Raw genomic sequence first — 22946 nt, 5'->3', positions numbered from 1 at the left:
GTTCATTATCATTATGCTGCTTTACGACGAGACACAAAATAGGTACCTGCAAGAGCAATCATTACAGCTCCAAGTGCAACGAAAAGAACAATTCCTGTACCACCTGTAGAAGGAAGGAAGCCTTTCGGTGTATTGACGAGTTTATGCGGAGCTCCTGTAGTAGTCGTATAAGAATTAGCTGTTACTTCAAATTGAGTGTAGGCTGCCATACCAGTCGGTAAAGCGTAGCCCTCTGGAGCTTTTGTTTCTTGAAGTTGGTAGGTGCCATATTCGAGACCTTTTACATCTACAATTCCTGTTGAATCAGTTGTATATTTTGTTGCTTCTTCATAAGAAGTAACCCATTGACCACCCTCGGCACTTGCTTTGAAGTATTCTGCAGAATCAGTAGTATTTTTGCGAACGACGAATTCTGCTCCCTCAAGAGTTTTAGCCTCATTGTTCACATCAACTTTTTTAAACTTATAACCACCTGTTTTTACTGTTTCAAAATCTTCTGGTGTTTCTTTATCCCATTTATTAATACCTGTGGTACCATCGTTACCAAAAATTGCTTTTGCAGTATTGACGATGCCCGTATCAATATATTGGAGGGAATGAATCTTCATTTGATAGCTAAAAGCAATTTCTTTATTGGCATGACTTGCTAATTTTTCAATACCTGCTTCTGTTAATTTCGTTGTGACAGTGGTTTTACTACCTTGTTCCGCTACTGTTACAGTATAGTCCTCAGTTGCTGCCAATACAGGACCGTCTGCCACTTTTACTGAGTAAGTAGCTGGTTCATTGATAAAGACAAGTTGGTCTGTTTCAAAACTATCTACAAATTGGAAAACATTGTACAACTTTTTAGCTACACCATCGACTAATTTGGTTGCAGCGATGTCTGCTGGGATGGTGGTTTTTAATTTATAATCAATGGTTTGTCCAATAGAGAAATCCGTTTGTTTTGCACTATTTTTTTGACTGGTAATATCTTTGTCAAAAGGTGTATCTTTTGTGATATTCTTTGGATAGAGGTGAATGGATGTCAATACCGTATCATTTGTTCCCTGTTTATAGATTGGAAGACTTACCACCAGATTATCAGCAACAGTTGTTACACCTTCGCTCGCTTGCTCTACAAAAAGATATACTGCATTACGGCCAGAAGATTTGGTATTAAGGCTGAATGTAGTACTGCCATCTGGACCTGTTGTTTGAGTTGCAGATGCAACTTTACCTGATGGAGCCACTCCAGCTGTTCCTTTGACAGTGGCAACCGCATCATTTACCGCCTGTGATACTGACTTTGTCGCAACAGAGGCATCATAGACTGCATAATATTCTGTCGTTACATCATAAACATCAAAGGTAATTCCAGGAAGAAAGTTAAAATCTCCTGCTAGGATTTCACCTGTATTGGTAATCGTACCTGTATAGTCCTTTACCTTATGTAGTGTAATTGATACTTTTTCTGTTTCGTCAGCCGACACAAACGGTGTCAGTAAACTGCTAAACGTACTCACTAAAAGAGTCGCTAGTAATGCAAAAAACTTAAACTTTTTCATTATATTTCTCCTTTTTAGACGAGCATCTGCTCCTATTCATCATAATGGATGATACTAAACATAATAATCCGATAACTGCTAACGATGTTGTTGCTGTCCCTGTTTTAGGAAGCTGAATCCGAGGTTTTTCAACATTATATATCGATAAAATCGGCCCTTTCGTAAAAGTAGAGGTAGAGATAGTAAATGTAATCGGCTTTTCATTTAAGATGTAGCCTGATGGCGCTTGTATCTCACTTAGAAGATAGGTGCCATAACTCAATCCCTTTATCTCAAAATGACCTTGGGCATCGGAAGTCAGTTGAACAACATCCTTTTCCTCAGGGGCTACCTTTTCAAATTGATACTTTCCTTCCTTATAGGTAAGGATTGTTTGATTAACGGGATGCTTGATAATAAATTTTGCATTGGCTAAGGGAGCCTTGTTTCCGCCTGCCTTTTGCTTGATAAATCGAAAACCGCCTGTTATCACCTGCTCCCTATCAACTAATGGAGTTAGATCTCCAGGATAGAGAGTTGCTGTATTTATCAATGGTTGATCTATTGCAGCTTCATCGGTAATAACCATATTGTAGGTAAGGTCTAGTGTTTTTCCGCCAAACTGAGCGAGTTTTGCAATATCAAACGATAGTTTAAAACGATTTTCTGACTGGCTGATTGACTCTATGAAACCCACTTGTTCCTGTCCATCAATCGAGACTCTCAGACTTTCACTGATAAATTCCAAACCTACATCATAAACATCTTCTAATTCATACCTTGCTAAGTTTACAATATCTTGTGGAAGAATAGTAGACAGACGGTAATGAATGGGTTCTCCCAAACTGTAACTGTCCCTCTTTCCATCTATTGTTTTATCAAAAGTAAAGGTTCCCTGTGATTTGGGATAAACCGATATTTGAGACCGCTCTTTCCCTTGATCATCTAACAGGGGTAACACTACCACAAGCGGCTCCATAGGTGTAACTGCAACAGGTGTTACCCTTTCCCTGATGAGGTAGACCGCCGGGTGGTCTCTACTTATTTTTTCTACAGTAAAATAAGCCTTTCCTTTATCGTCCGTTACAGCCTGACCTACTTTCTCACCTTGGACGTTTTGCGCCTTACTCAATGTTTCCTGCGCCTCTAGTCTCGATAAGGATTTCAAGTGGACTAGGTCGTAAAATTCATTCGTAACATCAACAATTTCCAAGTATGCCCCTGCTACTGGACTTCCTGATTTGTATTGAGTATCCGTTACTGGATAAATCAGACGATTGACCTCAATGGTGACCTGCCCTTGCTCTTGTGCAAAAATCCTAGTATTCTGTCCAATAAGCCCTGTTGTTGCAATGATGATCACAAAAAGCCATTTGACAAATCGCTTTCGTGTGAAAAAGAGTAAAGCAAGAATCGTCAAACTGCCACCAATGACAATATAGGGGACAATCCCATTCCCACCTGTAATGGGTAACATTGACTTCCGCTTATTATAGACTGCTAAAGTACCTTTGTAGATAGTGTCGTCTGCCCTGGTAAATTCAAACGGCCTCGAATCTTCTTCACCATCTGCTTTCGTATAAGTAATATTGATACCATCTGTTTTGGATGTGGTTATCGTAAAGTAACCTTCTAATCGTATAAAACCATCAATCGTCTGACTTTCAACTAAATAATAGGTTTTATCAGCTTTTAGAATATCCTTTCCAAAAACAATTTTTCCTTCTGAATTTGTTCTGACTCTTGCCAACTCTCCAGAAAAAGTATCTCCATTACGTGTTGAATAAAGTTTGAATTCAACATTTTCAAGCGGTCTTTGGAATGTAGAGGATTTTTTCTCCAAGAATAACTCAAAATCCTTAGGTTGATTCGTAACGGTTGTTGTATCAAAGATATAATTATGATACACTTGGTCAACTTCCAGCCCCTCACGATATGCTACTACAAAACCATCTTCATTTGGATAATATTGCTGACTAAGTTGGTAACCTACCGGAGCTTGTTTTTCCTCCCATCGATACCGCCCAGCAGTGAGATTTGGAATGCTGATTTTTCCTTCTAGATTCGTAGTGAATTCTGTTTTCCCGCTATAGCTGACAGGAATCCATTCAGAACCAACTTTTTCCTGTAAAGCAAAAACAGCTCCTTGCAAGGCAGCATTGGTGTCACTACCTTTTTTCTCTAAGTTGATTTGGAACAATCGTTCATTTCTTTGACTAGCTGTATAGCTGTATTTATTATCGGCTACAGTAGTAAACGCTCCACTCAGAATCGTTTTAGAATTGTATCCAGTCGGTACGGACACTTCTTTCCAAAAGAGATTTGGTACATCTGGAAAATACTGGATGCTGATTTTTCCATCTTCTCCAATTTGCTCAGAGACCTGGCCATCTGCCCCTATAGAATAGGATTTGCCAGATAGAAATTGTTTGGCCTCGCCCTCTATTCTTGTCCAATCAAAGCCAGTGTTATCTGCCTTGATTTTCAGATAATGTGAGATGTCATTTTCAATCTTTGAAATAACAAAGGGCACATCATTTATCGCCTGACCCGTATCTGCATCAGTTTTTATTAATTCAAGTTGATATAATTTTTTATTTGTAGCCGTATAAACAAAGGCATTTTCTTTGAGAGATTCCGCATAATTAACAACAAAACCATCCTCATTTGGATAATATACCTGATCAAGCTGGTAGCCCTCAGGAGCTGCTATTTCTTTCCAACGGTAGGTCCCTTCTGTTAATTGCGAAAGTTTCAAAATCCCCTCTTCTCCAACTACACCTTGATAGAATCGGTGTGAGCCTGTAGAAATCTGTGAAACTGTTCTTCCAGTCCTTGGGTTGTAAAATTCCAGAGGAATCCACTCACCTGTATCAGGATTTTTCTTTTCAATTTCAAAGATAGCATCAGAAACTAAATTGCCATCCTGGTCTTCTTTCCTCAATTCAGCATTGTAATACGAGATTGGTAATTGCACCATTTGAACAGCCTGATTATTCAGGAAACCTCCTGTCGACCCTGAGAAGCCCCAGTAAACCGTATGATTTAGATCTGAAATACCAAATACCTTTTCAAGGGAATAGTCACCTGTTCCGATTGAGACATCATAAGAGAGAACATCCGTACCATCTTTGGAGCGATCGTCGCTATATTCGATATTACGGGACCCCTCATGACCTTGCTTGTATATCGTATAATTCAAATTCCCTGTATTACTAGCAGTATCTGGTGTCCAAGTCACCTCGAGGCGATGCCATCTACCATCTGCCAAACTACTGGTTGGCCAGTTAGAAAGATTCCAACTGTAAGGATTAGTCTTATCCGCTACCTCGCCATCCCATCCCAAACTAAGCTTTATTTTATGCTTGTTAGCTGTTTTATCTGGCTCTTTATTGTAATTTGCTCGATTATTTTTAAAATCATTTAATAAATTTATGGCAATGTGACCGTACTGCGTATTGCTGTGGTTCTCATTGTAGATAATCGAAGTCAGGTCATTATCTGAATGTTGGGTAGTATCATTATCGTTGAAAAAGGTATCAAACTCCAATGTAATACCATTTTCAACACCACGCCAAAAATCAACCATATTATTTTTTTCACTGCTGACGTTTGCGCTAAAGTTTGAACCATATACTCCCAAGCCGTTCCCCAGAGCACCGTAGGCATTTATTCCTGTATTGCTCAGGTCTCCCGAACCAATCTTATTCCCCGCTTGCATATCTGCAACGGATTTCTTGTCATTGTGCATCGTGAAGGTAATACCATCCGCACCACCTAAACCATTAAAATTCTTATCATATTGGGTTCTGTTCCCTAGATAAACATAACTAACCATCTGAAAGGGTTCGTTGAGCTTAATTTTATTCTCTTCCAAACTCCACATAACCCCTGATTGCCATCTGGCATCACGTGTGATGACGGCTACGGATGTATCAATATCCGTGACATAGGAACGATTTTTAGCCAACCTACCTGTCTGAACAGCATCATCGGATATTGAACCTGTATATATCAGCTGTGGATAATGAAACATATCCGCCATATCTACAGTGTTAGCTATAGCAGGAGGGGCAGGTAGGTCGCTGGCAACATAGTTGCTGTCTTTGGTAGGCCACTCACGCAAACTTTGGTCAGGAAAGTCCGTATAAGGACTCCATGCCACTGTTTCCAGCGAGCCACTAGCTAAGGTTACAAAAACAACCAAAAGCCCTGCCAATAATTTCCTTAAAAACTTCATAGGCATCTCTCTTTCATTTTATTAAAAAATCAAGAACACCACTATACTGTTTTCTTTCGACAATCTCCACTTTGTCTTTACGCAAACGTTTTCGTAAAGCATAATAACACATTTAAGATGAGCTGGCAAGCTTCCTGAAAAAGCTATCTAATCGCGACAAAACCCTTATTTGTCCATGTTTTCAATGCATTTTTATACATTTTCATAAAAAAATTAAATAAAATTGATACCGATAACAATTTTAAAAATCTATTCAAATTGAGCAAAAATATAAAATACAACAATAAAAGTACCCCCATTGAAATACCTTGTATTCAATGAGCGTACTTTAACACTTTATATAAATTATTTTCTCTTATATAACTTTTTACATACCTGATAAAGAATAGGTACAGCAATGATGGTCGTAATTGCAGTGCCATAGGTTCCTAAAATCCGACCCAAAGCAGCTAAAAATGATGCTGATGGCGTTAGTCCACCGACTAAACTCCCCGTTAATGTATACTTCAATAGGTTCAAGATAATTTTTGTGAGGGCTGCAACTATCCCAACAAACATAATATTTGATAGACTATCGTTTGCCTGTAGGAATTTCTCATAAAATACGTGTAGGACAAAACAGACAATGAGTGATTCTAAAATGGTAATCCAAGCAACGGAAGCATATCCCGACAGTAAATCGAAGATGCCTAGACCGAGTGAGGCTGCCAATGCCCCTTTTTTAGCACCAAAGATTAGTACTCCTACTACCACCAGAGCATTGCCTAGATGGACAAATTGACTCCCAAAAGGAATACGAATAAAGAAGACAACCACACAAATAAGGGCTGCAAATAAACTAACTTCGGTTAATTGACGCAATTGATTCTGTTTCATAAATTCTCCTTTAATGTTTGAAATGCCTGCTGTAATTCTGCTAAAAATGGTTCAAAATAAATCCCTAACTTTAGGTCTCGATTCAATGACAGGGTTTGCCTTAAACTCTTATCAATAAAATCTAAAGCTAGAGGGATAGCTTGATGGAGACTGATTTGTTGGATGGTTGCTACAGCCAACAAGGTAGATAGAATGTCACCTGTTCCAAAGAAATTTGCTGGATATTTTTTAGACATATAGGTAGTTATTTCCCCTGTTTCCTGCTGAAAATAGGCTACACCTATTTGGCTATCATCAAAGGAAACCCCTGTCAGTACAATATCTGCAGACACCTGCTCTGCTAAAGCTTCCAGTAAGTCCTCAATAGCCGCCCTATCGTAGCAAGCTCCCAAATAATCCCTCCCTGTCAAAAAAGCTGCCTCTGTTACATTGGGGAGAATGAGCTTGGCCGACTGAATCAATTCTTTCATGGCTTCTACATAGGTAGGGGTAAAACCTGTATACAACTTCCCTCCATCCCCCATGACCGGATCAACAATCAATGGTGTCTCTGTTTGTTTAGCATACATAGCCAATTGACTTAGTTGCTGAGGATTTCTACAGTAGCCAGACAAGATGCCTGCCAACTCTAAATTCAAGTTCTTCCACTGTTCAAAATAGGCTCGATTCAAGTCAGTCATATCTTCAACGACAACATCTGGAAAACCACCCGTATGAGAAGAAAGTAGTACCGTTGGTAAAAGAATCGTTTCTACCTGACAGGCTGCTGCAAGTGGGATGCTAGTGGCTAGGGCAACCTTGCCCACACCAGGCAAATCATTTGCAAGCAATAATCGCTGAACCATAACAACCTCCTAAATTATTTTTCTTTAACAAAATTGTAAAGTATTTTCACGAGCTTTTCAATAACTCTTATCATAAATTGTATGGGGACAGATGGCTGAAACCTTATAATATCGGGCTCAAATCACTGCATAAGAAAAACAGTAACAACTTTTTGCTACTGTCATCCTATTTCAATGTATTGTTGTCACAATCTGCTTATACTCAATGAAAATCAAAAGTAGCCTAGGAAACGAAGCCGAAGATAGAACTCTGTTACTATCTTATTTCAAGGTAACAGGCTGAAAACCTCCACTGGAGCTTTTCACTCATCAAGGAAGTTGACAACGGATAATTTTGATTTTCGAAGAGTATTAATTTTTCTCCAGAAAGGCAATCAATGTCTGGGCAGAACGTTCTCCTGCTTGAATAATAAATTCATCAAAGGTGATATTGGCATCTCCCTGAGCTGTGTCACTCATAGCACGGATAACCAAGAATGGCTTACCTGTATTGACAGCTGCTTGAGCGATAGCTGCTCCCTCCATCTCTACAGCAAGGACTTCTGGAAAATGAGTTTTGATTGTAGCGATTCTCTCCTGACCTGCGATAAAACTGTCACCTGTCACAATCAGACCCACATGGCTAATCATTTCCTGCTCTGCTAAAACGGTTCTTAGCTGTTCTAACAAGACTTGGTCTGCCGGATAATACAATTCCTGCCCTGCCATTTGCCCGTAAGCATAGCCGAAAGCCGTCACATCCACATCGTGGTAAGCCAATTGATTCGCTACAACCACATCACCGATGGCAATACCTTCAGCAACAGCTCCTGCCGAGCCAGTATTGACAATGACATCAACTGAAAAACGATCTGCCAAAACAGCCACGGACATAGCTGACATAACCTTACCGATACCTGACTGAACAAGAACAACTTCATGTTGACCGATTCGTCCCTGATAGTAAGTTCGCCCCAAGACATCGATTTCAGTTGCATCTTGTAGATGCTCGACCAAAATCTTTAATTCCTGAGGCATGGCTGCGATAATTCCAAATTTCATCTCTTCTCCTAAATAAATAATACTGCAATGATAAACATTATCAGTAAGATGATGACCCAAAAAAGGATTTTGTTTACCTTACTGCGGAAAGCTTCTCGCTTGATGGTTTCGATACGGCGACTTTTTACTACAGTAGGTTTGACCGGGATTCGGATCGTTTGTCCCTCTTCATATCCCTGATAATCTTCTTCTAGATATGGATCGAATAGAGCATCATCCATTGATATATCCTGGTTTGGACGATAGTGTCCAAACTGGCTAGATTGGTCGGAATACTGTTTCTTTTTCACTTTCTCTAAAATTTCATCCGTCAACAAGGGCTTGCCCATTGCTAGTTTCCTACTTTCTCATGAGTTGTAAATATTGGATAGCCATGATGGTCTTTGCATCACAAATATCACCAGTAGCCACCAAGTTCAAAGCCTCTTCCAAGGTTACCTCATGTAATTCGATAACCTCATCTTCATCCATTGGACGAGGATTTTCAACCTTGATAAGGTTATCTGCTAAATAAAGGCGAATTCGTTCATTACAGAAACCGATGGCTGAATAGAAATCTGCCAACAAGGTCAGTTTGTCACTAGTATAGCCTGTTTCTTCTTCTAATTCACGCAAAGCAGCATCTTCAAGCGTATCTTCTTCGCCCAGCTCCAATTTCCCCGCCGGAATTTCATAAATAGTACGTTCAATAGCCTTGCGGTATTGTTTGACTAAAATCATTTTACCTTCTGGAGTGACGGCTAAAACGCAAACTGCTCCCTTGTGGAAAATGAGTTCGCGCTTACCAGTTCCACCATTTGGCAAGGCAACATCATCTACTACTACATCAAAAATGTGCCCTTTAAAAATTTCTGTCCGCTCAATGGTTTTTTCTTCAAAATTCATACGATTACCTATTTTTGACTTGGATGGAACGGAAAACGAGTCGCATAGCCTTCTTTGTTTTCTTGACGACCACGACCAATACCGATGGCATCCTCTGGAATATCTTTTGTAATAACAGAACCTGCAGCCAACAAGGCATTGTCCCCAATAGTTACTGGTGCGATAATGGTTGAGTTAGAGCCAACAAAGGCATTATCTCCAACGGTTGTTTTAAATTTATTTTTACCGTCGTAATTGACAGTGATGGCGCCAGCACCAACGTTAACATTATTGCCAATCGTTGCATTTCCTAGGTAGGTCAAATGACCAGACTTCGTTCCTTGACCAAGTGTAGAGGCCTTGATTTCCACAAAGTTTCCAACGTGAACATCTTTTTTCAAGAGACTGCCTGGACGAATATGGGCGTATGGTCCTACCGTCACACCTTCTTCAATGACAGATTCTTCAATGTCTGAGTTGCTGATAACGACATCTGCTGCAATTTTGGAGTCACATACACGGGTACCATTGGTTAAGACAGTGCGTTCACCAATCACCGTTTGACCTTTCAAGACAACATTAGCTTCGATAACAGCTTCTGCGCCAATCTCAACATCAATATCAATATAGGTAGCATCTGGGTTGATAAATGTCACACCATTGACCATGTGTTTTTCATTGATTCGTTTGCGCATAACAGCTTCTGCAGTCGCAAGAGCGACGCGATCATTGACACCCAAACTTTCATCAAAATCACGCAATACATAGGCACCAACCTTTTCGCCTGCCTGACGGAAAATCGAAATAACATCTGTCAGATAGTACTCACCTTGGGCATTGTCCGTATTAATATCTTTAAGCGCTTCAAAAAGACGTTTATTATCAAACAAGTAGGTTCCTGTATTGATTTCTTTCACTTGTTTTTCAAAATCGTTGGCATCTTTTTGCTCAACAATTTTTTGCACTTCCCCATCAGCATTGCGAATAATCCGACCATATCCGAATGGGTTATCAGCCTGAGCTGTCAAGATAGTCGCAACGTTCTTGTGGCTGACATGGAAGTTAATGAGGTTCTTCAAGCTTTCTCCTGTAATCAGCGGTGTATCCCCTGCGATAACAAGGGTCTGACCTTCCAAACCTGCAAGAGCTGGCTCGGCCATCATAACGGCGTGGCCTGTCCCCAACTGTTCAGATTGAAGGGCAAACTCTGACTGCCCTTCGAGAACAGTCTGCACCAATTCTGCCTTGTGACCGACAATGGTTACTGTTTTAGCAGGTTCCATAGCATCAACAGCCCGTTTGACATGCTCCAACATGGTAATTCCTGCCACTTTGTGTAAGACCTTTGGCAAGTCAGACTTCATGCGAGTTCCCTTACCCGCCGCTAGGATAATTGCATAGTTATTGCTCATAGTTTTCTCTCTTTTCAATGATATACTCCTATTATAGCAAATTTTGATGTTTTTGGAAAATAGCGGAAGAAGTGAAATATAACTCGACAAAATGCAAAGTATCCCTCTCACTTCCAAGCATCTAGTCTGGGCTAACTGTAGTCCCTGAATGATGTGAACCTACTACCGCCAACATCTCAACCTTTTCCTCGCTTTTACCTTTCTAGGTTTAGGCTGAAACACTTCACTGAATAGCCTAGACTGTTTTGATGCCAGGTTCAAGAAAGATGCTACAATCTAGGATAGAAAAAGGAGCCTAAGCTCCTTAGATTGTTAAATGAAGGCCTCGTTGACCATCTTCTCTTGCTTTCTCTGTCAAGGCTTTAAACTCTTCCCAAACAGGGCGTTCTTGGTCTGTAAAACGGAGATTGGCACCTGGAAGACTAGCATTAGAAATGGTCTGCACAAAACCTGACAAACTATTTGCCAAAGCCACTCCTTCCTTACTAGCCACATCTTCCTTGGCAACAAGCAAGACCGACTGCAACTTCCCTGTCTTCTCTTTGCCAATCTCCTCCTCTTTTCCAGCAAGAATAGAAGAAAGCTGGTCCAATAAATTGATGACACGTTCCTTATTCATAGAAACCTCCTTGTTTAATTTTATATTATTATAATATAAACAACTTAAAATAAACAAGAGAGGACCTAATTTTTAGGGTAAACCAATTCAAATTCTTCACAGACGACCAGCATATCTTCTGAGAAGGACAGGCCTGCTTCTGCCAGCCAGATAGTGAAAAGCTCTTCATGGACCTGTCGCCAGTGAATCAGACTTTTCGCTTTTATGTCAGACAAGTCACCTTCCTGACGGAACTCCCCCTCCTTATAGGCATGATTTTCCGTCACTTGGGAAAAGGGCGTCACATAGACCTTGGTGGTCTGGATAATGCACACAGCCTGACCTTGCCCGTCAAGAATGATGTCATAGCCACCAGCTATAGGGATTTCTTCTCCCTCTACTGCGTAAAGGGCATGAGCAGAGCTAGTCGAGGTTTTGATGCCCTTGGCTACCAAATCAGCCAGCCAATCAGCTTCCGCCCCAAAGGCCCAGGCCTCCGGCTCAGGACCAGCTTGGGAATTGATGGCAAGAAAATCTTGCCAGAGTTGTGTTGGTGTCATGGTTTTTCCTTTCTAGAATACCATTCCTCTCTCGTCAATAAACTCACTCGTTCGGTACGAACTTCATCAATGAGTGGGAAATGCACATCTTCCAAGAGGTATTGGTATACAAAACCCAGCTTTTCTTGTACACGCAGAGACTTGCTATTTTCTACAAATGCACAACACCAGATTTTATCTAAATCCAGTTGAGTAAAGCCGTAGTTCAGTATAGCTTGACTAGCCTCTGGTACCAGGCCTTGTCCCCAAAATCCCTGGCCAAGCCAGTAGCCCAGTTCTGCTTCTGAATCTGGCAAATCAAGACCGCTCTGCTTGCCAATCATGAGACCAATACTGCCAATGACCTGACCTGTTTCCTTGAGGACAAGGGCATAGGTTCCGGGTTGGCTGAGGACTGTCTTGATAATCTCTCGACTTTCTTCCAGACTTTGATGAACTGGCCAACCTGCTGCGGGTCCTACATCTGGATGACTGGCCTGAGAAAATAAGTCAACTGTGTCTGACTCGCTCCAAGGACGGAGCAAAAGGCGATTAGATTCAAGAATCATAACATTCCCCCTACTTCAAACTCCAGCCACCGTCAATAGTGACAATCTGGCCTTGCATGGAAGCGAGTTTGCCAGTAGCCAGCATGAAGGTCAGCTCTGCGATTTCGCTGGGCTGGGTCCAGCGTCCGATAGGGGTCTGGTCTGCCACCCAATCGGCTAATCCCTCTGGCTCAAAATCTTTCTGGGTCATGCCTGTCTGGACAGCACCTGGGGCAATACCAAATACCTGTACCTTATCCTTGGCATAGTCCAAAGCCAACTGCTTGGTAAAACCTGCCAAAGCGTGCTTGGAGGCGGTGTAAGCCGAGCCTCCGCCGCCTGCAAGGTTAGAAGCAATGGAGCACATATTGATAATGATGCCTGACTGTCTGTCCACCATTTGCTGCAGATAAGGGCGGGTTAGTCTTGTCACCGCAAAAAAATTCACCGAGAAGACCTGAGCTAATTCTTCCTCCTCAATATCTAGGTGGGGGCGGTAATCGTCTAGAATGCCTGCGGTGTTACATAGAACATCAACTGTCTGGCACCACGAAAAGACTGGTGATAAATCGCCAGTCAGGTCCAGTTGTAGAAAGTGGAAATCACCTGCCAAATCAGGCTTGATGGCCTGGTCAATCCCGTAGACACGCCAGCCATTTTCCAAAAAAATCCGCGCTTGTGCAAGACCAATGCCACTGGAAACGCCGGTGATGAGGGCTGTCTTAGTCATGGACTTCTACCCAGTCGGTCGCAAGGACATCGCAGGGGGTCGGGCTCCACATGGAGAAGCCTTCGCCCTCGCCTGTCACGTTGATGAGGAAATAGGGCGTCGCCTCCAGTTTTTGCCCGTGAACCTCAATCGTGTCAAAGAGCTGGACGTAGTTCTCCGCTCCGCCCCAGCCTGTGCGAACGTACTTTTTCTTGGCCTTGAGGCCTGGTAAAATCTCTTCAAATGTCATGGTTTTACTCCTTTTCGTCTATAAACGTTGATTTAATAGGCTTTTCAATCGACATATGAGTTCAAAAAATAAAATTTGTTCACCTTTTTGTGGACTTATAAAGAATTTATGGCTTTTTCGTAATAAGAAACTGCCTCTTTTTCTTTGTCTTTTGAGAGGTGTCCGTAAATGTCCATTGTCATAGCTAACGTAGCATGACCTAAACGGTATTGTAATTCTTTATAGCTGATACCAGCATTTAGCAATAAACTAGCATGAGTATGTCGGAAAGCATGAAAGGTAAAGCGAGGGATACCAATTTCAGTGATGCGCCTGTCTAGACTATCCTGTCTAGTTGCCATGTTTTGATATTCCTTTAGTGGTGTAGCAAATACCACAGCAGAAACACGCGCCCCAGTCTCGATAAATAATTGTCGTTGTCTACTCTTGTAAAGTCGTAGCAGATTGATTGTTTTCTTGTCTATGCTGATGACCCTAACCCCTGCCTTACTCTTTGGCGTACCGATTAACTTTAATAGTCTACTGTAATTTTTGGTTATGCTGATAGTTCCATTCTCTAGGTCAATATCAGACCATTCTAGGGCTACTACTTCTCCAAATCGGCAACCAGTGGCAAGTAAAACGCTATATAAGACATAATCAAAGAAATAGCTAAATTTCTTATTGGCTAGCTTTTCCATGTAAGCCATTAACGCTTTTAAATCTTCTGGAGTTATGAACTTAATAGCTTTATTTTCCCTTTTTGGTACTTTAGGCAATATAACATCACGCGCAGGATTGAATGGCAATAACTGGAGAGATACCCCATATTGTAACACACGCCTATTGATTGAGTGGACAACACTATAATGTACCAACTCACTAGATAAATCATTGATAAAACCTTGAATATAGCTAACAGATAGCTTATTTAATTTCAAAGCACCAAAGACTGGTATTAAGTGATTATATAGCATTCTCTTAGTTGCTATGAATGTTTGAGGCTTTACTGTAAGTTGGTAGCTTTCTAGCCATAACTCAGCCAATTCTTGATAATTCCTTACTGGCACAACTTTAGTAACCGTGTAGCCATTAGAAATAAAATCGTCTTGCGCGTGCTTTGCTTTCTGCCTAGTTTCTTTTCTTGTCCTACCTGTTACGCTTGTTTTAGATCTCTTACCTGTTACCTGGTCAGTACCTAAATAAACACTAGCACGGTACACGATCGTACCGTTTTTCTTTTTGACTTCTGTAATTTTCATGATATGAACCTTTCTATCAGCAGGCAAGCCGTTATTAAAAAGATTTTGAGTTATTAGGTTTATATCATACCGAGGCTTCCGAGAAGGTCTCTATTTTCGTTTGTTTTAGGTAGATAGTCATTTATATTGATTGAGATTAAAACGCTATACAAAGCATTTGAGCGCCTTTATGAAATGGTAAGAGTAAGATAATTTTGTACCACGCGCAATTTACTAAAAAATACTGATTTTGTTGAAACATGTTGAAAGGCGTATTTACAAAACTAGACAAAACTAGACATTTTTTAAGGTGTAGCACGTAGAGAATCTAAAATTTTAGGCTACGGAGCTTTGCTATGTGGCGCGTGAGTTAGTCTCTATGTGTAACTTCATTTAGTTTAGCCAAAGTTTTTATTAAGCTATTAGTTAACTTACCTAATTGGTCACCCGTAACGTCTGCTGCTATCCCCGCAGTATCTGCTATTGTATCTGACAGAGAAGACAGAGCCTTACTCATAGCATCTAGATACTCACTGATATACGCTTTTCTTTCTTCTGGAGGTAAAGCCATAAGTTCTTTATCGCTTAGGGTATTTTTAGGAATATCTATTTTTACTACTCTTTCAGTAGGTTCATAAGATAGATTCATTGGATAACCAGTTGTATGATAAAAATCTTCTTCCGCCCAAGTTCTAAAATCACTGTACCCAAGCAAATAAGAAACTTGAACCCCAAAATAATCTGCTAATTGTTTAGCTTTGTCTGGTTTGATTTGTCTTTCGCCGTTTTCCCAACGGAGAATAGTTATTTTTGATACACCAATTTCACTAGCTAACTCTTCCTGAGTTAGCTTTTTTTCTTTGCGTAATTCTTTCAACCTATTCATACATTTCACGACCTTTCAAGGTTGATTATAACCAAAAATGCAAAAAGTATCAAGAAATGATACAAATTTTTTAAAAAAACGCTTGACAAGTATCCGAAATGGATATATAATCGTTTTCAAAGTTATCCGAAACGGATACTTCTCCCCCTCCACGACCTTTCACACTTTCAACCTACGGAGGGGGATTTTTAAAGAAAGGAGAACGGCATGAGCAAACTGAAAGGCTATCGGGTCATGTTAGGGCTAACCCAGCAAGCTATGGCGGACAAGCTAGATATTTCTTTGCAGTCATACAACAACAAAGAAACAGGCAAGACCCCATTCAATGACAAGGAAAAGAAAGCAATCAAGACCATTGTCGCAGAGGTTAAGCCCGATATAACCATTGACGAACTATTTTACAGCTAGAAAGGAGCAGGCACACCATGAACATTGTTTACATGGACGGTAAGAAAGAGCCGTATACACTTAGTAGCATTATTGCTGATTGTGCTGGTGTGAAACATCACGCAATACAGGAACATATCAGGAAACACAAGGAGCGCCTAGAACGTTATGGAAAGGTCTCATTTCAAATGCGACCTTTACCAAGTGGACAACAGGCTAAAGATTATATTCTAAATGAGCAACAAGCAACGTTGCTAATCACTTTCTTAAAGAATACTGAGCAAGTCGCTAATTTCAAAGAAAACCTAGTTAAAGCATTCTTTGAACTACGTAAAGAGGTGGCAGAGTTCCGCTATCAGAGGGCGTTAGAAAAACCAAAGCGCAAAACCTTGCACGATAGTATAGAAACATGGGAACAAGCTCCCAAACACGCGCACCCAACCGTTAACAACTTGCTACTAAAAGGCGCTAGCGGATTGAATAAAAAGCAACTTATGGCACAACGTGGCGGTCATAATGGCATTGACAGCTTAACAAGTGCTGAGCTAATCAGATACCAAGCCTTGGAGGATATGGCTATCGCTATGATTAACCTAGGCATGAGTTACCAAGATATAAAAACAATGGTATTCAGACAGAAAACGGAGGTATCACAATAGGCATACTAACAGCACTACTGCACCTTTTACTATGGGCATTTACAACAGATAGCCCAGAAGATGATTAAAAACGCACCTTGTGGGCGCGTGAGAGCAACAAAAAAAAGGCTTTGATAGCGACCAAACTTCCAAGCCTTTTCACACAATTAAACTAAATCCAATAACAGCAGGCAAGCCGTTATTAAAGGGATTTTAGTAATTTATTGATACCTAGATTATACCATGATTTAAGTATCTTGACCATACGGAGAGAACTAACTCTTAAAAATGACAGACGCAAGAAACCAATTTGAAAAAAAAACAACCAAAGCCCCACGCTCAGAAATTAGGCGACCGAGAGCATGAGGCAATTACACAAAAAAAATATGATAACGAGGTATCCAAATATGGCATTAAGCACACGAAACATCAAGCAACAGGGTAACCAAATTGCTGAGTTACTCCCACGTATTGAAATTATCCAACAGCTAGGCAATGCTTTATTACTTGCTGATAATTCTGGAGCAGATAACACAGTATTACACCATCAAATGAAACAAGCATTTAGCGTTATTTTTGAAATGACTGAACAGCTATATAAAGACTTAGATTTAATCGCTTGTAAGTTGATAAATTGTGATGATGATAAAGAATTGGAGGTTATTAGACAGCATGAACGATAAGATTTTAAGTAACTATGAATTGCTATGTACTGAGTTAGAAAATGTTATCAGTACTTTAGAGATAGCTAGCGGCGATATTGAACCAGGCAAGGCAACAGCCCTTGTAACAGTAGCAACCAATGGGCTAAAGCATCTTGTTTCAGAACACACAGAATTATCAGATAAATTTTTCAAGGAGTATGGCAATGAATGAATTAATCCCAACATTGACTGAAAGTGTTATCTTGATTATTGTTTCCTTGGCTATTCTAATTTTATTATGGCGTTATGAGAGCTATATAGAGCTTGATATTAGCTCACAAACTGACAAGGTGGAGGAAAACACCACAGCCCACGTACAAGAGCGCTATGGTGCTTATGTATGGCTTGCTGGTAAGAAATTTAACTAGGAGGCATTTCATGATTTACACAATAGACATTTACCCAGACAGGCAAACGGAGGTAACAGAATGACACTACCACCGCTACCAGAGAATTATAAGCGCGTGCTTAATCTTATCAAGGTAGGAGCTGACAACCCCACCACAGGGGCAGAAATAGCCCTTATTTTGAAGTTAGAAGAAAGGACAGTACAAAGTATTGTCAGTCGCCTAATCACGCGCTATGGCGTTCCTATCATTGGCGTACGACAAGGCTTTAATCGTGGTTATTTTATCCCAGCAGATAAGGCTGAGCTATTAGATGGTGCTAAGGCTTTTTACAACCAGGTACAGGAAGAACAAAAGCGCCTAAGTGTTTTGTTAAATGCTGACCTTGATAGCTATAAGGAACTACTGAAAGGGGCTGATATGAATGTTTAGCCTAAGTAAAGAAAGCGAAAACAGCCTAAAACGTGGCATATTAACGCTAATATCTGGGTTTCTGAAAGAATATCTGAAACCCAAACCACGTATAACAGGCTTAATCACTCCCAAACAGATAAAAGATGAGCTAGACGTAGATTATAAAACTTTGCAACGTTGGGAGCGTGCAGGTCTCAAAAGGCTATCCCCTCCTATTGAGGACACGCGCAAAGTCTTTTATAAAATTGATGACCTTTTAATATTTTTAGGAGCAGAGAAATGACAATATACGAGGCTAGAGGGTTCAGCAATATCTTACACCCTTTCGATAAGTTAGAACCTTTTGAATATATCGCACGGTTCAAACCTCAAATAGTTCCCAAAGGGACTAATATTGACGAATACAAACAAACCAAAGCCCCTTACTGTTTGAGTGGTAAAGTGAAACCAGATACCAATGGAAGTTATAAGCGTAATAACGCTAGCCTTATCTATCGTGATTTGATTTTCTTAGACTATGACGATATAGAAACAGGCGTAGACCTCCCTAAAATCGTTTCTGAGGCACTTAGTGCCTTTTCCTATATCATTTACCCAACTATTAAGCACACAGCCGAAAAACAGCGTTTTAGGCTTGTAATTAAGCCTAGTAATGTGATGAATGAGGCAGTCTATAAGCAAACTGTAACGGAAGTAGCCGAAAAAATAGGCTTACCTTATGATACAGCAAGCCTTACATGGTCACAATTACAAGGCTTACCAGTGACAACAGGAGACCCAGCAGATTATCAAATAATTGTGAACAGGGGGTATGATTATATTGTACCTAGTCAGCCATTATCTGATTATCCCGCTACTGCTCCACTCTATATAGATAACCGACAACCTAAAAGAAAATCTATGACTATGCGCGTGATAGATACCTTATTACATGGTTTTGGTGATGAGGGAGGGCGTAACGTAGCACTCACGCGCTTTGTGGGGTTACTGCTTAATAAATGGATTGATTGTGACGTAGAAACAGCTTATGAGCTTACACTGATAGCAAATAGCGTTACTAACAACCCAATACCACAAAGAGAGTTAGATAGAACTTTTGAGAGTATTGTAAAATCTGAAATTAGAAAGAGGTCGAGAATGTGAATATCAATGAATTACAACAGGAATTAGATAACGCCAAACAGGTTAAAAAGCCCCAAAATATGAAAGAGCTATACCAACTATTACAATCATTAGGCGAGGCGTGGCGTGATGAACACAAAGAAGAAAAGGAGATTACAAAAGGCAACCGAAAAGGCGAGGTAGAAACAAAAATACCACGCCCTAGTGTTGCTGAGGTAGCTAATATTTTACTCAAAAATTGCTATTTTACCTTTATTGGGTACAGTAAACTAACAGACAGTAGCCAGCTATACATCTACCATTTAGATTTAGGCTATTATATTGCTAGCCGTGATATAGTCAATAAGCTAATTCTAAAATTTGATAGCAGGCTGACATCTAAGCGATTTACCGAGGAAGTGATTATTTTTCTAAGGACAGAAACAAAAATCAAGCCCCCTATGCAGGAAAGCTATTTAATACCAGTCAGAAACGGCATTTTTAACTTACATACTAAACAATTAGAGCCATTTAACCCTAAGCATATTATCACAACCAAGATAACCACAGCATACAACCCAGAGGCTCAAAAGCCTTTACTTGGTGGCTGGTTTGATTTTGATAAGTGGCTAGGTACTCTTGCTTGTGACGATAAGGAAATCATTACACTACTTTGGCAAGTCATGAACGAGGCTATCAACCCCAACCGCACGCGCAAAAAGATGGTCATTTTAACTGGAGATGGGAACAACGGAAAAGGGACATTTCAAGCCCTGTTAGAAAATCTGATAGGTAAGGAAAACATTAGCAACCTTAAACCAGACCAATTTCAAGAACAGCACCTACTTTCAGCCCTAAATGGAAAAGTTTGTAATATTGGTGATGATATTTCTGATAAATACCTTGATAGTGTTTCTGACCTAATGAGTATTGTTACAGGCGATACTATACAAGTAAACCCTAAACATTTACAGCCCTATGAGGCTACTTATCGCCTTTTATGTATCTTTTCTGGAAATGGTATCCCTAGAAGTCGCAACAAGTCACAAGGTTGGTATAGGCGCTTGTGTATCGTGCCATTTAATGCAGATTTTAATGGCACAGTAGAGCGCCCAGAAATCAAAGACGACTTTATTAAAAACAAAGTTCTTTTAGAGTGGGTACTCTATGAAATCTTAAATATGGCGGAGTTTGATAAATTTATTGAACCTAAAGCGGTTAAAGACATGTTAGACGAGTACAAAGAGGATAACGACTTTTATTATTCTTTTGTGGTTGGAACTTATATTCCCAATGGCTACCATGAGTTGCAACATGTACCGCTACCCATTATCAAGCAATGGCTAGAAGAATTTACAGAAGATGAGGGGATAAAAAACGCTAACCTATACAGCTTTGGAAAAAAAATAACTGCTGTACTAAATAAAGAAGTTGCTGATATTTATAACTTAAAGACTGGGCGCGTGCCATTAGACGATTATAATATCCTTGACCCTAACGGTTGGCATAGCCGAAAACTTCAAGGAGTACCTAAGGGAGTACACAGAAATAACCAAGAATAATAAGAAGCATCAAAGTTTGTGACCGTGTGACCAAGATGTGACCAAGATTTTAAAAATCGGTCACACGCTGAAACCCTTGATAATACTGACTTTTTACCTCTAAATTATCAAAATGTGACCATGTGACCAAGTTTTTTATTTATATATATAGGAGTTGGAAATCATTTCATCTTTTTTATATAAATAATTTTTTTCAAAATCGGTCACAAGGTCAACACCATAGCTAAACCCTTGATACTACTAACTTTTTTAACGTGACCAAGATTTTTTAAAGTTGGTCACAAATAGCAAAAGTTTACATAATTTTTCTTAAAGCAGAAAATGGAGACTAAAAAATGACAGAAAATGACTACCTAGAACAAGCTGAAAAAGATAGATTAGAACTGGAGAAACGCCGCCTAAATTATATGGCTGATGACACACCTATTGAGCCTAGCGATATTCCTAAACTAATGGAAATAGCTAAAAAGTTACAAGCAGAGGATACCAGTCTGAACATTTATGAACTGTATAAGCACCCAGAAGCGCGTGCTAAACTATTCTCACAGATAACTGAAGCTTGTTATATAGCTTTGAATGCTACACCGACACAAGCCCAAAGATTGGCATTTTGCGACTATCTAGAACAGCAATACGAAAACACCTTAAAGAAAATGATTGCCAGCACAGACAAACAGGCACTAGGTGAGTTACTAGATTTGTTAGAGCTACCAGCAAGCCAGTTTATCCGAGATATGGCAATCAGTGGGTTACTAGCCAAAGGTTGAACAGAGAGGCACGCGCCTCTTTTGTTGTTTAATCAATAAATTTGGGTTTTGCCAATAAAGGAGAGGAAAATGATTGAATTGACCATAGAAAGCATAACCAAACCACTGAAACAAAAAGGCTTATCAAAAATATCTGGTAAGTTAAAGGGAGTAGGTATCACTATTGACCTTAATAACCTAACTGTAAACTACGGTAGCCAACAGATAAACCTAGCTAGCATACCAGGAACTTATGGAGGTATCCGCTACTTCTTTCTTTGTCCTATTTGTGAAAAGAGGTGTAGAAAACTATTCAAAAATAGCCTTATCTTTGCTTGCGGTACTTGTCAAGATAGGCATAGGGCAACTTTGAACCGAAGTAAAACAGACTGCCAGTATTATTTTGAACTAGCTTTCAAAGAGGCTAGGAAGATAGACCCCAGTTATTACCCAGAAAAAGGGTACGTTGATTATGATAATTTTCCTAGCAGACCAAAAAGAATGAGGGCTAAGACATACTGGAAACATTACAGAAAGTTTACTAGCTATTTAGATAAAGGGGTGAGCAATTGGTTGGGTGGACTAAAATAACAGGGTGCATTTACAAAACAAACAAATAAAGAACGCTCTATTAGTTCCCAAAACAAATAAACTTACTCAATCGAACAAAGAACGAACAAAGAATACGCGCTTTTTTGATATAATCATAGTCATAGCGAGGTATTAAATTATGTTTGAAATCAATATGACGATTAACGAGCGACTAAGAGACATTAGAGATTTGAAAGATGCTATTTCTAGTTTAGAAAATGATAAACTTGAACTTGAGAAAACTTATCCAGTACAGTCTAGGAGAATTAGAAAGAAAAAAGCAAGATTATTGGTAGCAATACGAGGAATTAAAGTAAAACGGCAACGTATGACAGATTTAATCAATCAGCTATCAGACGAAAACCAACGTAAAATTTTGACCTTACAATATATCGAAGGAGTAAAAGACAAACATCTAGTAGAGGTAAGCGGTCTAAAAGATTATAGAGAAGTCTCTAGCATTAGACAAAAAGCTATTAAGAACTTAGAGCGGTTACAAAAGCAACTAGAACAGCCTCAAGCTTAAATTTAGCCCTATTTTAGCGCGTGTTTTGCTTTATCCGATAAATTAACCATACAGCAACTAAAAGCCCTTAGAAACGATTTTAGGGGCTATTTTTGATAACTGATATTAGACAAAATATTATCTTTTTACTTGAATACGTGTAGTACGTGTGATATAATAATGTTGTCAGGAGGTAAAAGCGCTATGCCTATGACACAAAAAGAAATGGTTAAGCTACTTACCGCCCATGGTTGGACAAAAACTAAAGGTGGTAAGGGGTCTCACGTTAAACTTGAAAAAGTAGGCGAGCGACCTATAACCATTCCCCACGGTGAAATTAACAAATACACCGAAAGGGGTATCAAAAAGCAAGCAGGGCTGTTATAAAAGCAGT

27 protein-coding genes and 2 pseudogenes are annotated in these 22946 nt (G+C 39.8%); 14 read left to right on the top strand and 15 right to left on the bottom strand.

Annotation, left to right across the window (positions count from 1 at the left end):
* Positions 1-11: 11 nt before the first annotated feature.
* The 15 genes from ODU41_RS02670 to ODU41_RS02600 all read right to left on the bottom strand — a co-directional run bounded on the left by ODU41_RS02670 (position 12) and on the right by ODU41_RS02600 (position 15557).
* Entirely contained in the window at positions 12-1550 is a 1539-nt protein-coding gene (locus ODU41_RS02670; RefSeq protein ID WP_398578621.1) for a SpaH/EbpB family LPXTG-anchored major pilin, read from the bottom strand.
* Positions 1537-5769: a SpaH/EbpB family LPXTG-anchored major pilin gene (locus ODU41_RS02665; RefSeq protein ID WP_398578620.1), complete on the bottom strand. Its 4233-nt coding sequence runs from the start codon at positions 5767-5769 to the stop codon at positions 1537-1539. The genes ODU41_RS02670 and ODU41_RS02665 overlap by 14 nt, the downstream gene beginning before the upstream one ends.
* 345 nt (positions 5770-6114) lie before the next feature.
* Positions 6115-6645: an ECF transporter S component gene (locus tag ODU41_RS02660; protein ID WP_395383348.1), complete on the bottom strand. Its 531-nt coding sequence runs from the start codon at positions 6643-6645 to the stop codon at positions 6115-6117.
* Positions 6642-7490, bottom strand: a complete 849-nt coding sequence (locus ODU41_RS02655) for a pyridoxamine kinase (protein WP_398578619.1) — start codon at positions 7488-7490, stop codon at positions 6642-6644. The genes ODU41_RS02660 and ODU41_RS02655 overlap by 4 nt, the downstream gene beginning before the upstream one ends.
* Before the next feature lie 351 nt (positions 7491-7841).
* Positions 7842-8531, bottom strand: coding sequence for a 5'-methylthioadenosine/adenosylhomocysteine nucleosidase (locus ODU41_RS02650; RefSeq protein WP_015647163.1), 690 nt, complete (start codon positions 8529-8531; stop codon positions 7842-7844).
* An 8-nt stretch (positions 8532-8539) separates the two neighbouring features.
* Complete coding sequence (gene macP, locus ODU41_RS02645; RefSeq protein ID WP_002936700.1) at positions 8540-8860, bottom strand: cell wall synthase accessory phosphoprotein MacP; 321 nt, start codon at positions 8858-8860, stop codon at positions 8540-8542.
* 10 nt (positions 8861-8870) lie between these two features.
* Positions 8871-9416: an NUDIX hydrolase gene (locus ODU41_RS02640; protein ID WP_004194850.1), complete on the bottom strand. Its 546-nt coding sequence runs from the start codon at positions 9414-9416 to the stop codon at positions 8871-8873.
* Positions 9417-9424: 8 nt separating this feature from the next.
* Positions 9425-10807 (bottom strand): bifunctional UDP-N-acetylglucosamine diphosphorylase/glucosamine-1-phosphate N-acetyltransferase GlmU, encoded by a 1383-nt coding sequence (gene glmU / locus ODU41_RS02635; protein WP_024390222.1) that lies wholly within the window; start codon positions 10805-10807, stop codon positions 9425-9427.
* Positions 10808-11111: 304 nt separating this feature from the next.
* A complete protein-coding gene (locus ODU41_RS02630; protein ID WP_024384968.1) occupies positions 11112-11426 on the bottom strand; it encodes a hypothetical protein in 315 nt (104 codons plus the stop codon).
* A 65-nt stretch (positions 11427-11491) separates the two neighbouring features.
* Complete coding sequence (locus ODU41_RS02625) at positions 11492-11965, bottom strand: ASCH domain-containing protein (RefSeq protein WP_024384969.1); 474 nt, start codon at positions 11963-11965, stop codon at positions 11492-11494.
* Positions 11962-12513: a GNAT family N-acetyltransferase gene (locus tag ODU41_RS02620; RefSeq protein ID WP_024384970.1), complete on the bottom strand. Its 552-nt coding sequence runs from the start codon at positions 12511-12513 to the stop codon at positions 11962-11964. The genes ODU41_RS02625 and ODU41_RS02620 overlap by 4 nt, the downstream gene beginning before the upstream one ends.
* 10 nt (positions 12514-12523) lie before the next feature.
* Positions 12524-13222, bottom strand: coding sequence for a 3-oxoacyl-ACP reductase (locus ODU41_RS02615; protein ID WP_024384971.1), 699 nt, complete (start codon positions 13220-13222; stop codon positions 12524-12526).
* Positions 13215-13451, bottom strand: a complete 237-nt coding sequence (locus ODU41_RS02610; protein ID WP_004194840.1) for a DUF2829 domain-containing protein — start codon at positions 13449-13451, stop codon at positions 13215-13217. The genes ODU41_RS02615 and ODU41_RS02610 overlap by 8 nt, the downstream gene beginning before the upstream one ends.
* A gap of 95 nt (positions 13452-13546) precedes the next feature.
* Positions 13547-14692: a tyrosine-type recombinase/integrase gene (locus tag ODU41_RS02605; RefSeq protein WP_398578618.1), complete on the bottom strand. Its 1146-nt coding sequence runs from the start codon at positions 14690-14692 to the stop codon at positions 13547-13549.
* A 349-nt stretch (positions 14693-15041) separates the two neighbouring features.
* The gene (locus ODU41_RS02600) at positions 15042-15557 is read right to left on the bottom strand and encodes a helix-turn-helix transcriptional regulator (protein WP_398578617.1); all 516 of its coding nucleotides are present in this window, start codon (positions 15555-15557) and stop codon (positions 15042-15044) included.
* 207 nt (positions 15558-15764) lie between these two features.
* On the opposite strand from ODU41_RS02600, the gene ODU41_RS02595 reads away from it, so the two are divergent.
* The 14 genes and pseudogenes from ODU41_RS02595 (at position 15765) to ODU41_RS02530 (ending at position 22939) form a co-directional block, all read left to right on the top strand.
* Complete coding sequence (locus tag ODU41_RS02595) at positions 15765-15965, top strand: helix-turn-helix transcriptional regulator (RefSeq protein ID WP_015647585.1); 201 nt, start codon at positions 15765-15767, stop codon at positions 15963-15965.
* A 17-nt stretch (positions 15966-15982) separates the two neighbouring features.
* A complete protein-coding gene (locus ODU41_RS02590) occupies positions 15983-16603 on the top strand; it encodes a Rha family transcriptional regulator (RefSeq protein ID WP_105159888.1) in 621 nt (206 codons plus the stop codon).
* 386 nt (positions 16604-16989) lie between these two features.
* Entirely contained in the window at positions 16990-17265 is a 276-nt protein-coding gene (locus tag ODU41_RS02585) for a hypothetical protein (protein ID WP_398578616.1), read from the top strand.
* Entirely contained in the window at positions 17255-17458 is a 204-nt protein-coding gene (locus tag ODU41_RS02580) for a hypothetical protein (RefSeq protein WP_024409202.1), read from the top strand. The genes ODU41_RS02585 and ODU41_RS02580 overlap by 11 nt, the downstream gene beginning before the upstream one ends.
* Entirely contained in the window at positions 17451-17654 is a 204-nt protein-coding gene (locus tag ODU41_RS02575; protein WP_398578615.1) for a hypothetical protein, read from the top strand. Before ODU41_RS02580 ends, ODU41_RS02575 begins: the two co-directional genes overlap by 8 nt.
* 60 nt (positions 17655-17714) lie before the next feature.
* Positions 17715-18065 carry a hypothetical protein gene (locus ODU41_RS02570; RefSeq protein WP_398578614.1) on the top strand — a complete coding sequence of 117 codons (351 nt, stop codon included), beginning with the start codon at positions 17715-17717 and terminating at the stop codon, positions 18063-18065.
* A complete protein-coding gene (locus ODU41_RS02565) occupies positions 18058-18330 on the top strand; it encodes a hypothetical protein (protein WP_024402462.1) in 273 nt (90 codons plus the stop codon). The genes ODU41_RS02570 and ODU41_RS02565 overlap by 8 nt, the downstream gene beginning before the upstream one ends.
* A pseudogene (locus ODU41_RS02560) lies at positions 18327-18876 on the top strand (hypothetical protein); the annotation flags it as partial. The gene ODU41_RS02565 and the pseudogene ODU41_RS02560, both read left to right, overlap by 4 nt.
* Positions 18877-18944: 68 nt before the next feature.
* Positions 18945-19190 (top strand): annotated as a pseudogene (locus tag ODU41_RS02555) (primase alpha helix C-terminal domain-containing protein); the annotation flags it as partial.
* Between the two features lie 59 nt (positions 19191-19249).
* Complete coding sequence (locus ODU41_RS02550) at positions 19250-20710, top strand: phage/plasmid primase, P4 family (protein ID WP_398578677.1); 1461 nt, start codon at positions 19250-19252, stop codon at positions 20708-20710.
* A gap of 335 nt (positions 20711-21045) precedes the next feature.
* Positions 21046-21477: a hypothetical protein gene (locus tag ODU41_RS02545; RefSeq protein ID WP_172027108.1), complete on the top strand. Its 432-nt coding sequence runs from the start codon at positions 21046-21048 to the stop codon at positions 21475-21477.
* Positions 21478-21546: 69 nt separating this feature from the next.
* The gene (locus ODU41_RS02540; protein WP_398578613.1) at positions 21547-22047 is read left to right on the top strand and encodes a hypothetical protein; all 501 of its coding nucleotides are present in this window, start codon (positions 21547-21549) and stop codon (positions 22045-22047) included.
* Positions 22048-22186: 139 nt separating this feature from the next.
* Positions 22187-22573, top strand: coding sequence for a hypothetical protein (locus ODU41_RS02535; protein WP_009910450.1), 387 nt, complete (start codon positions 22187-22189; stop codon positions 22571-22573).
* Positions 22574-22756: 183 nt separating this feature from the next.
* Positions 22757-22939, top strand: a complete 183-nt coding sequence (locus ODU41_RS02530; RefSeq protein ID WP_009910449.1) for a type II toxin-antitoxin system HicA family toxin — start codon at positions 22757-22759, stop codon at positions 22937-22939.
* Positions 22940-22946: the final 7 nt, after the last annotated feature.

The sequence above is a fragment of the Streptococcus sp. 2022WUSS083 genome (genome assembly GCF_044427155.1).
GTDB lineage: Bacteria > Bacillota > Bacilli > Lactobacillales > Streptococcaceae > Streptococcus > Streptococcus hashimotonensis.
The sequence above is the reverse complement of the archived record's forward strand: the minus strand, read 5'-3'. Positions and strand labels throughout refer to the sequence as shown.

Excerpts from the sequence above, each read along its gene's own strand:
- ODU41_RS02550 (WP_398578677.1), top strand. The coding sequence starts at position 19,250 with ATGAAAGAGCTATACCAACTATTACAATCATTAGGCGAGGCGTGGCGT.
- ODU41_RS02665 (WP_398578620.1), bottom strand. The coding sequence starts at position 5,769 with ATGAAGTTTTTAAGGAAATTATTGGCAGGGCTTTTGGTTGTTTTTGTA.
- ODU41_RS02570 (WP_398578614.1), top strand. The coding sequence starts at position 17,715 with ATGACACTACCACCGCTACCAGAGAATTATAAGCGCGTGCTTAATCTT.
- ODU41_RS02540 (WP_398578613.1), top strand. The coding sequence starts at position 21,547 with ATGATTGAATTGACCATAGAAAGCATAACCAAACCACTGAAACAAAAA.
- macP (WP_002936700.1), bottom strand. The coding sequence starts at position 8,860 with ATGGGCAAGCCCTTGTTGACGGATGAAATTTTAGAGAAAGTGAAAAAG.
- ODU41_RS02530 (WP_009910449.1), top strand. The coding sequence starts at position 22,757 with ATGCCTATGACACAAAAAGAAATGGTTAAGCTACTTACCGCCCATGGT.
- ODU41_RS02655 (WP_398578619.1), bottom strand. The coding sequence starts at position 7,490 with ATGGTTCAGCGATTATTGCTTGCAAATGATTTGCCTGGTGTGGGCAAG.
- ODU41_RS02625 (WP_024384969.1), bottom strand. The coding sequence starts at position 11,965 with ATGACACCAACACAACTCTGGCAAGATTTTCTTGCCATCAATTCCCAA.
- ODU41_RS02630 (WP_024384968.1), bottom strand. The coding sequence starts at position 11,426 with ATGAATAAGGAACGTGTCATCAATTTATTGGACCAGCTTTCTTCTATT.
- glmU (WP_024390222.1), bottom strand. The coding sequence starts at position 10,807 with ATGAGCAATAACTATGCAATTATCCTAGCGGCGGGTAAGGGAACTCGC.
- ODU41_RS02545 (WP_172027108.1), top strand. The coding sequence starts at position 21,046 with ATGACAGAAAATGACTACCTAGAACAAGCTGAAAAAGATAGATTAGAA.
- ODU41_RS02585 (WP_398578616.1), top strand. The coding sequence starts at position 16,990 with ATGGCATTAAGCACACGAAACATCAAGCAACAGGGTAACCAAATTGCT.
- ODU41_RS02535 (WP_009910450.1), top strand. The coding sequence starts at position 22,187 with ATGTTTGAAATCAATATGACGATTAACGAGCGACTAAGAGACATTAGA.
- ODU41_RS02595 (WP_015647585.1), top strand. The coding sequence starts at position 15,765 with ATGAGCAAACTGAAAGGCTATCGGGTCATGTTAGGGCTAACCCAGCAA.
- ODU41_RS02650 (WP_015647163.1), bottom strand. The coding sequence starts at position 8,531 with ATGAAATTTGGAATTATCGCAGCCATGCCTCAGGAATTAAAGATTTTG.
- ODU41_RS02615 (WP_024384971.1), bottom strand. The coding sequence starts at position 13,222 with ATGACTAAGACAGCCCTCATCACCGGCGTTTCCAGTGGCATTGGTCTT.
- ODU41_RS02565 (WP_024402462.1), top strand. The coding sequence starts at position 18,058 with ATGTTTAGCCTAAGTAAAGAAAGCGAAAACAGCCTAAAACGTGGCATA.
- ODU41_RS02670 (WP_398578621.1), bottom strand. The coding sequence starts at position 1,550 with ATGAAAAAGTTTAAGTTTTTTGCATTACTAGCGACTCTTTTAGTGAGT.
- ODU41_RS02590 (WP_105159888.1), top strand. The coding sequence starts at position 15,983 with ATGAACATTGTTTACATGGACGGTAAGAAAGAGCCGTATACACTTAGT.
- ODU41_RS02580 (WP_024409202.1), top strand. The coding sequence starts at position 17,255 with ATGAACGATAAGATTTTAAGTAACTATGAATTGCTATGTACTGAGTTA.
- ODU41_RS02575 (WP_398578615.1), top strand. The coding sequence starts at position 17,451 with ATGAATGAATTAATCCCAACATTGACTGAAAGTGTTATCTTGATTATT.
- ODU41_RS02610 (WP_004194840.1), bottom strand. The coding sequence starts at position 13,451 with ATGACATTTGAAGAGATTTTACCAGGCCTCAAGGCCAAGAAAAAGTAC.
- ODU41_RS02620 (WP_024384970.1), bottom strand. The coding sequence starts at position 12,513 with ATGATTCTTGAATCTAATCGCCTTTTGCTCCGTCCTTGGAGCGAGTCA.
- ODU41_RS02600 (WP_398578617.1), bottom strand. The coding sequence starts at position 15,557 with ATGAATAGGTTGAAAGAATTACGCAAAGAAAAAAAGCTAACTCAGGAA.
- ODU41_RS02640 (WP_004194850.1), bottom strand. The coding sequence starts at position 9,416 with ATGAATTTTGAAGAAAAAACCATTGAGCGGACAGAAATTTTTAAAGGG.
- ODU41_RS02660 (WP_395383348.1), bottom strand. The coding sequence starts at position 6,645 with ATGAAACAGAATCAATTGCGTCAATTAACCGAAGTTAGTTTATTTGCA.
- ODU41_RS02605 (WP_398578618.1), bottom strand. The coding sequence starts at position 14,692 with ATGAAAATTACAGAAGTCAAAAAGAAAAACGGTACGATCGTGTACCGT.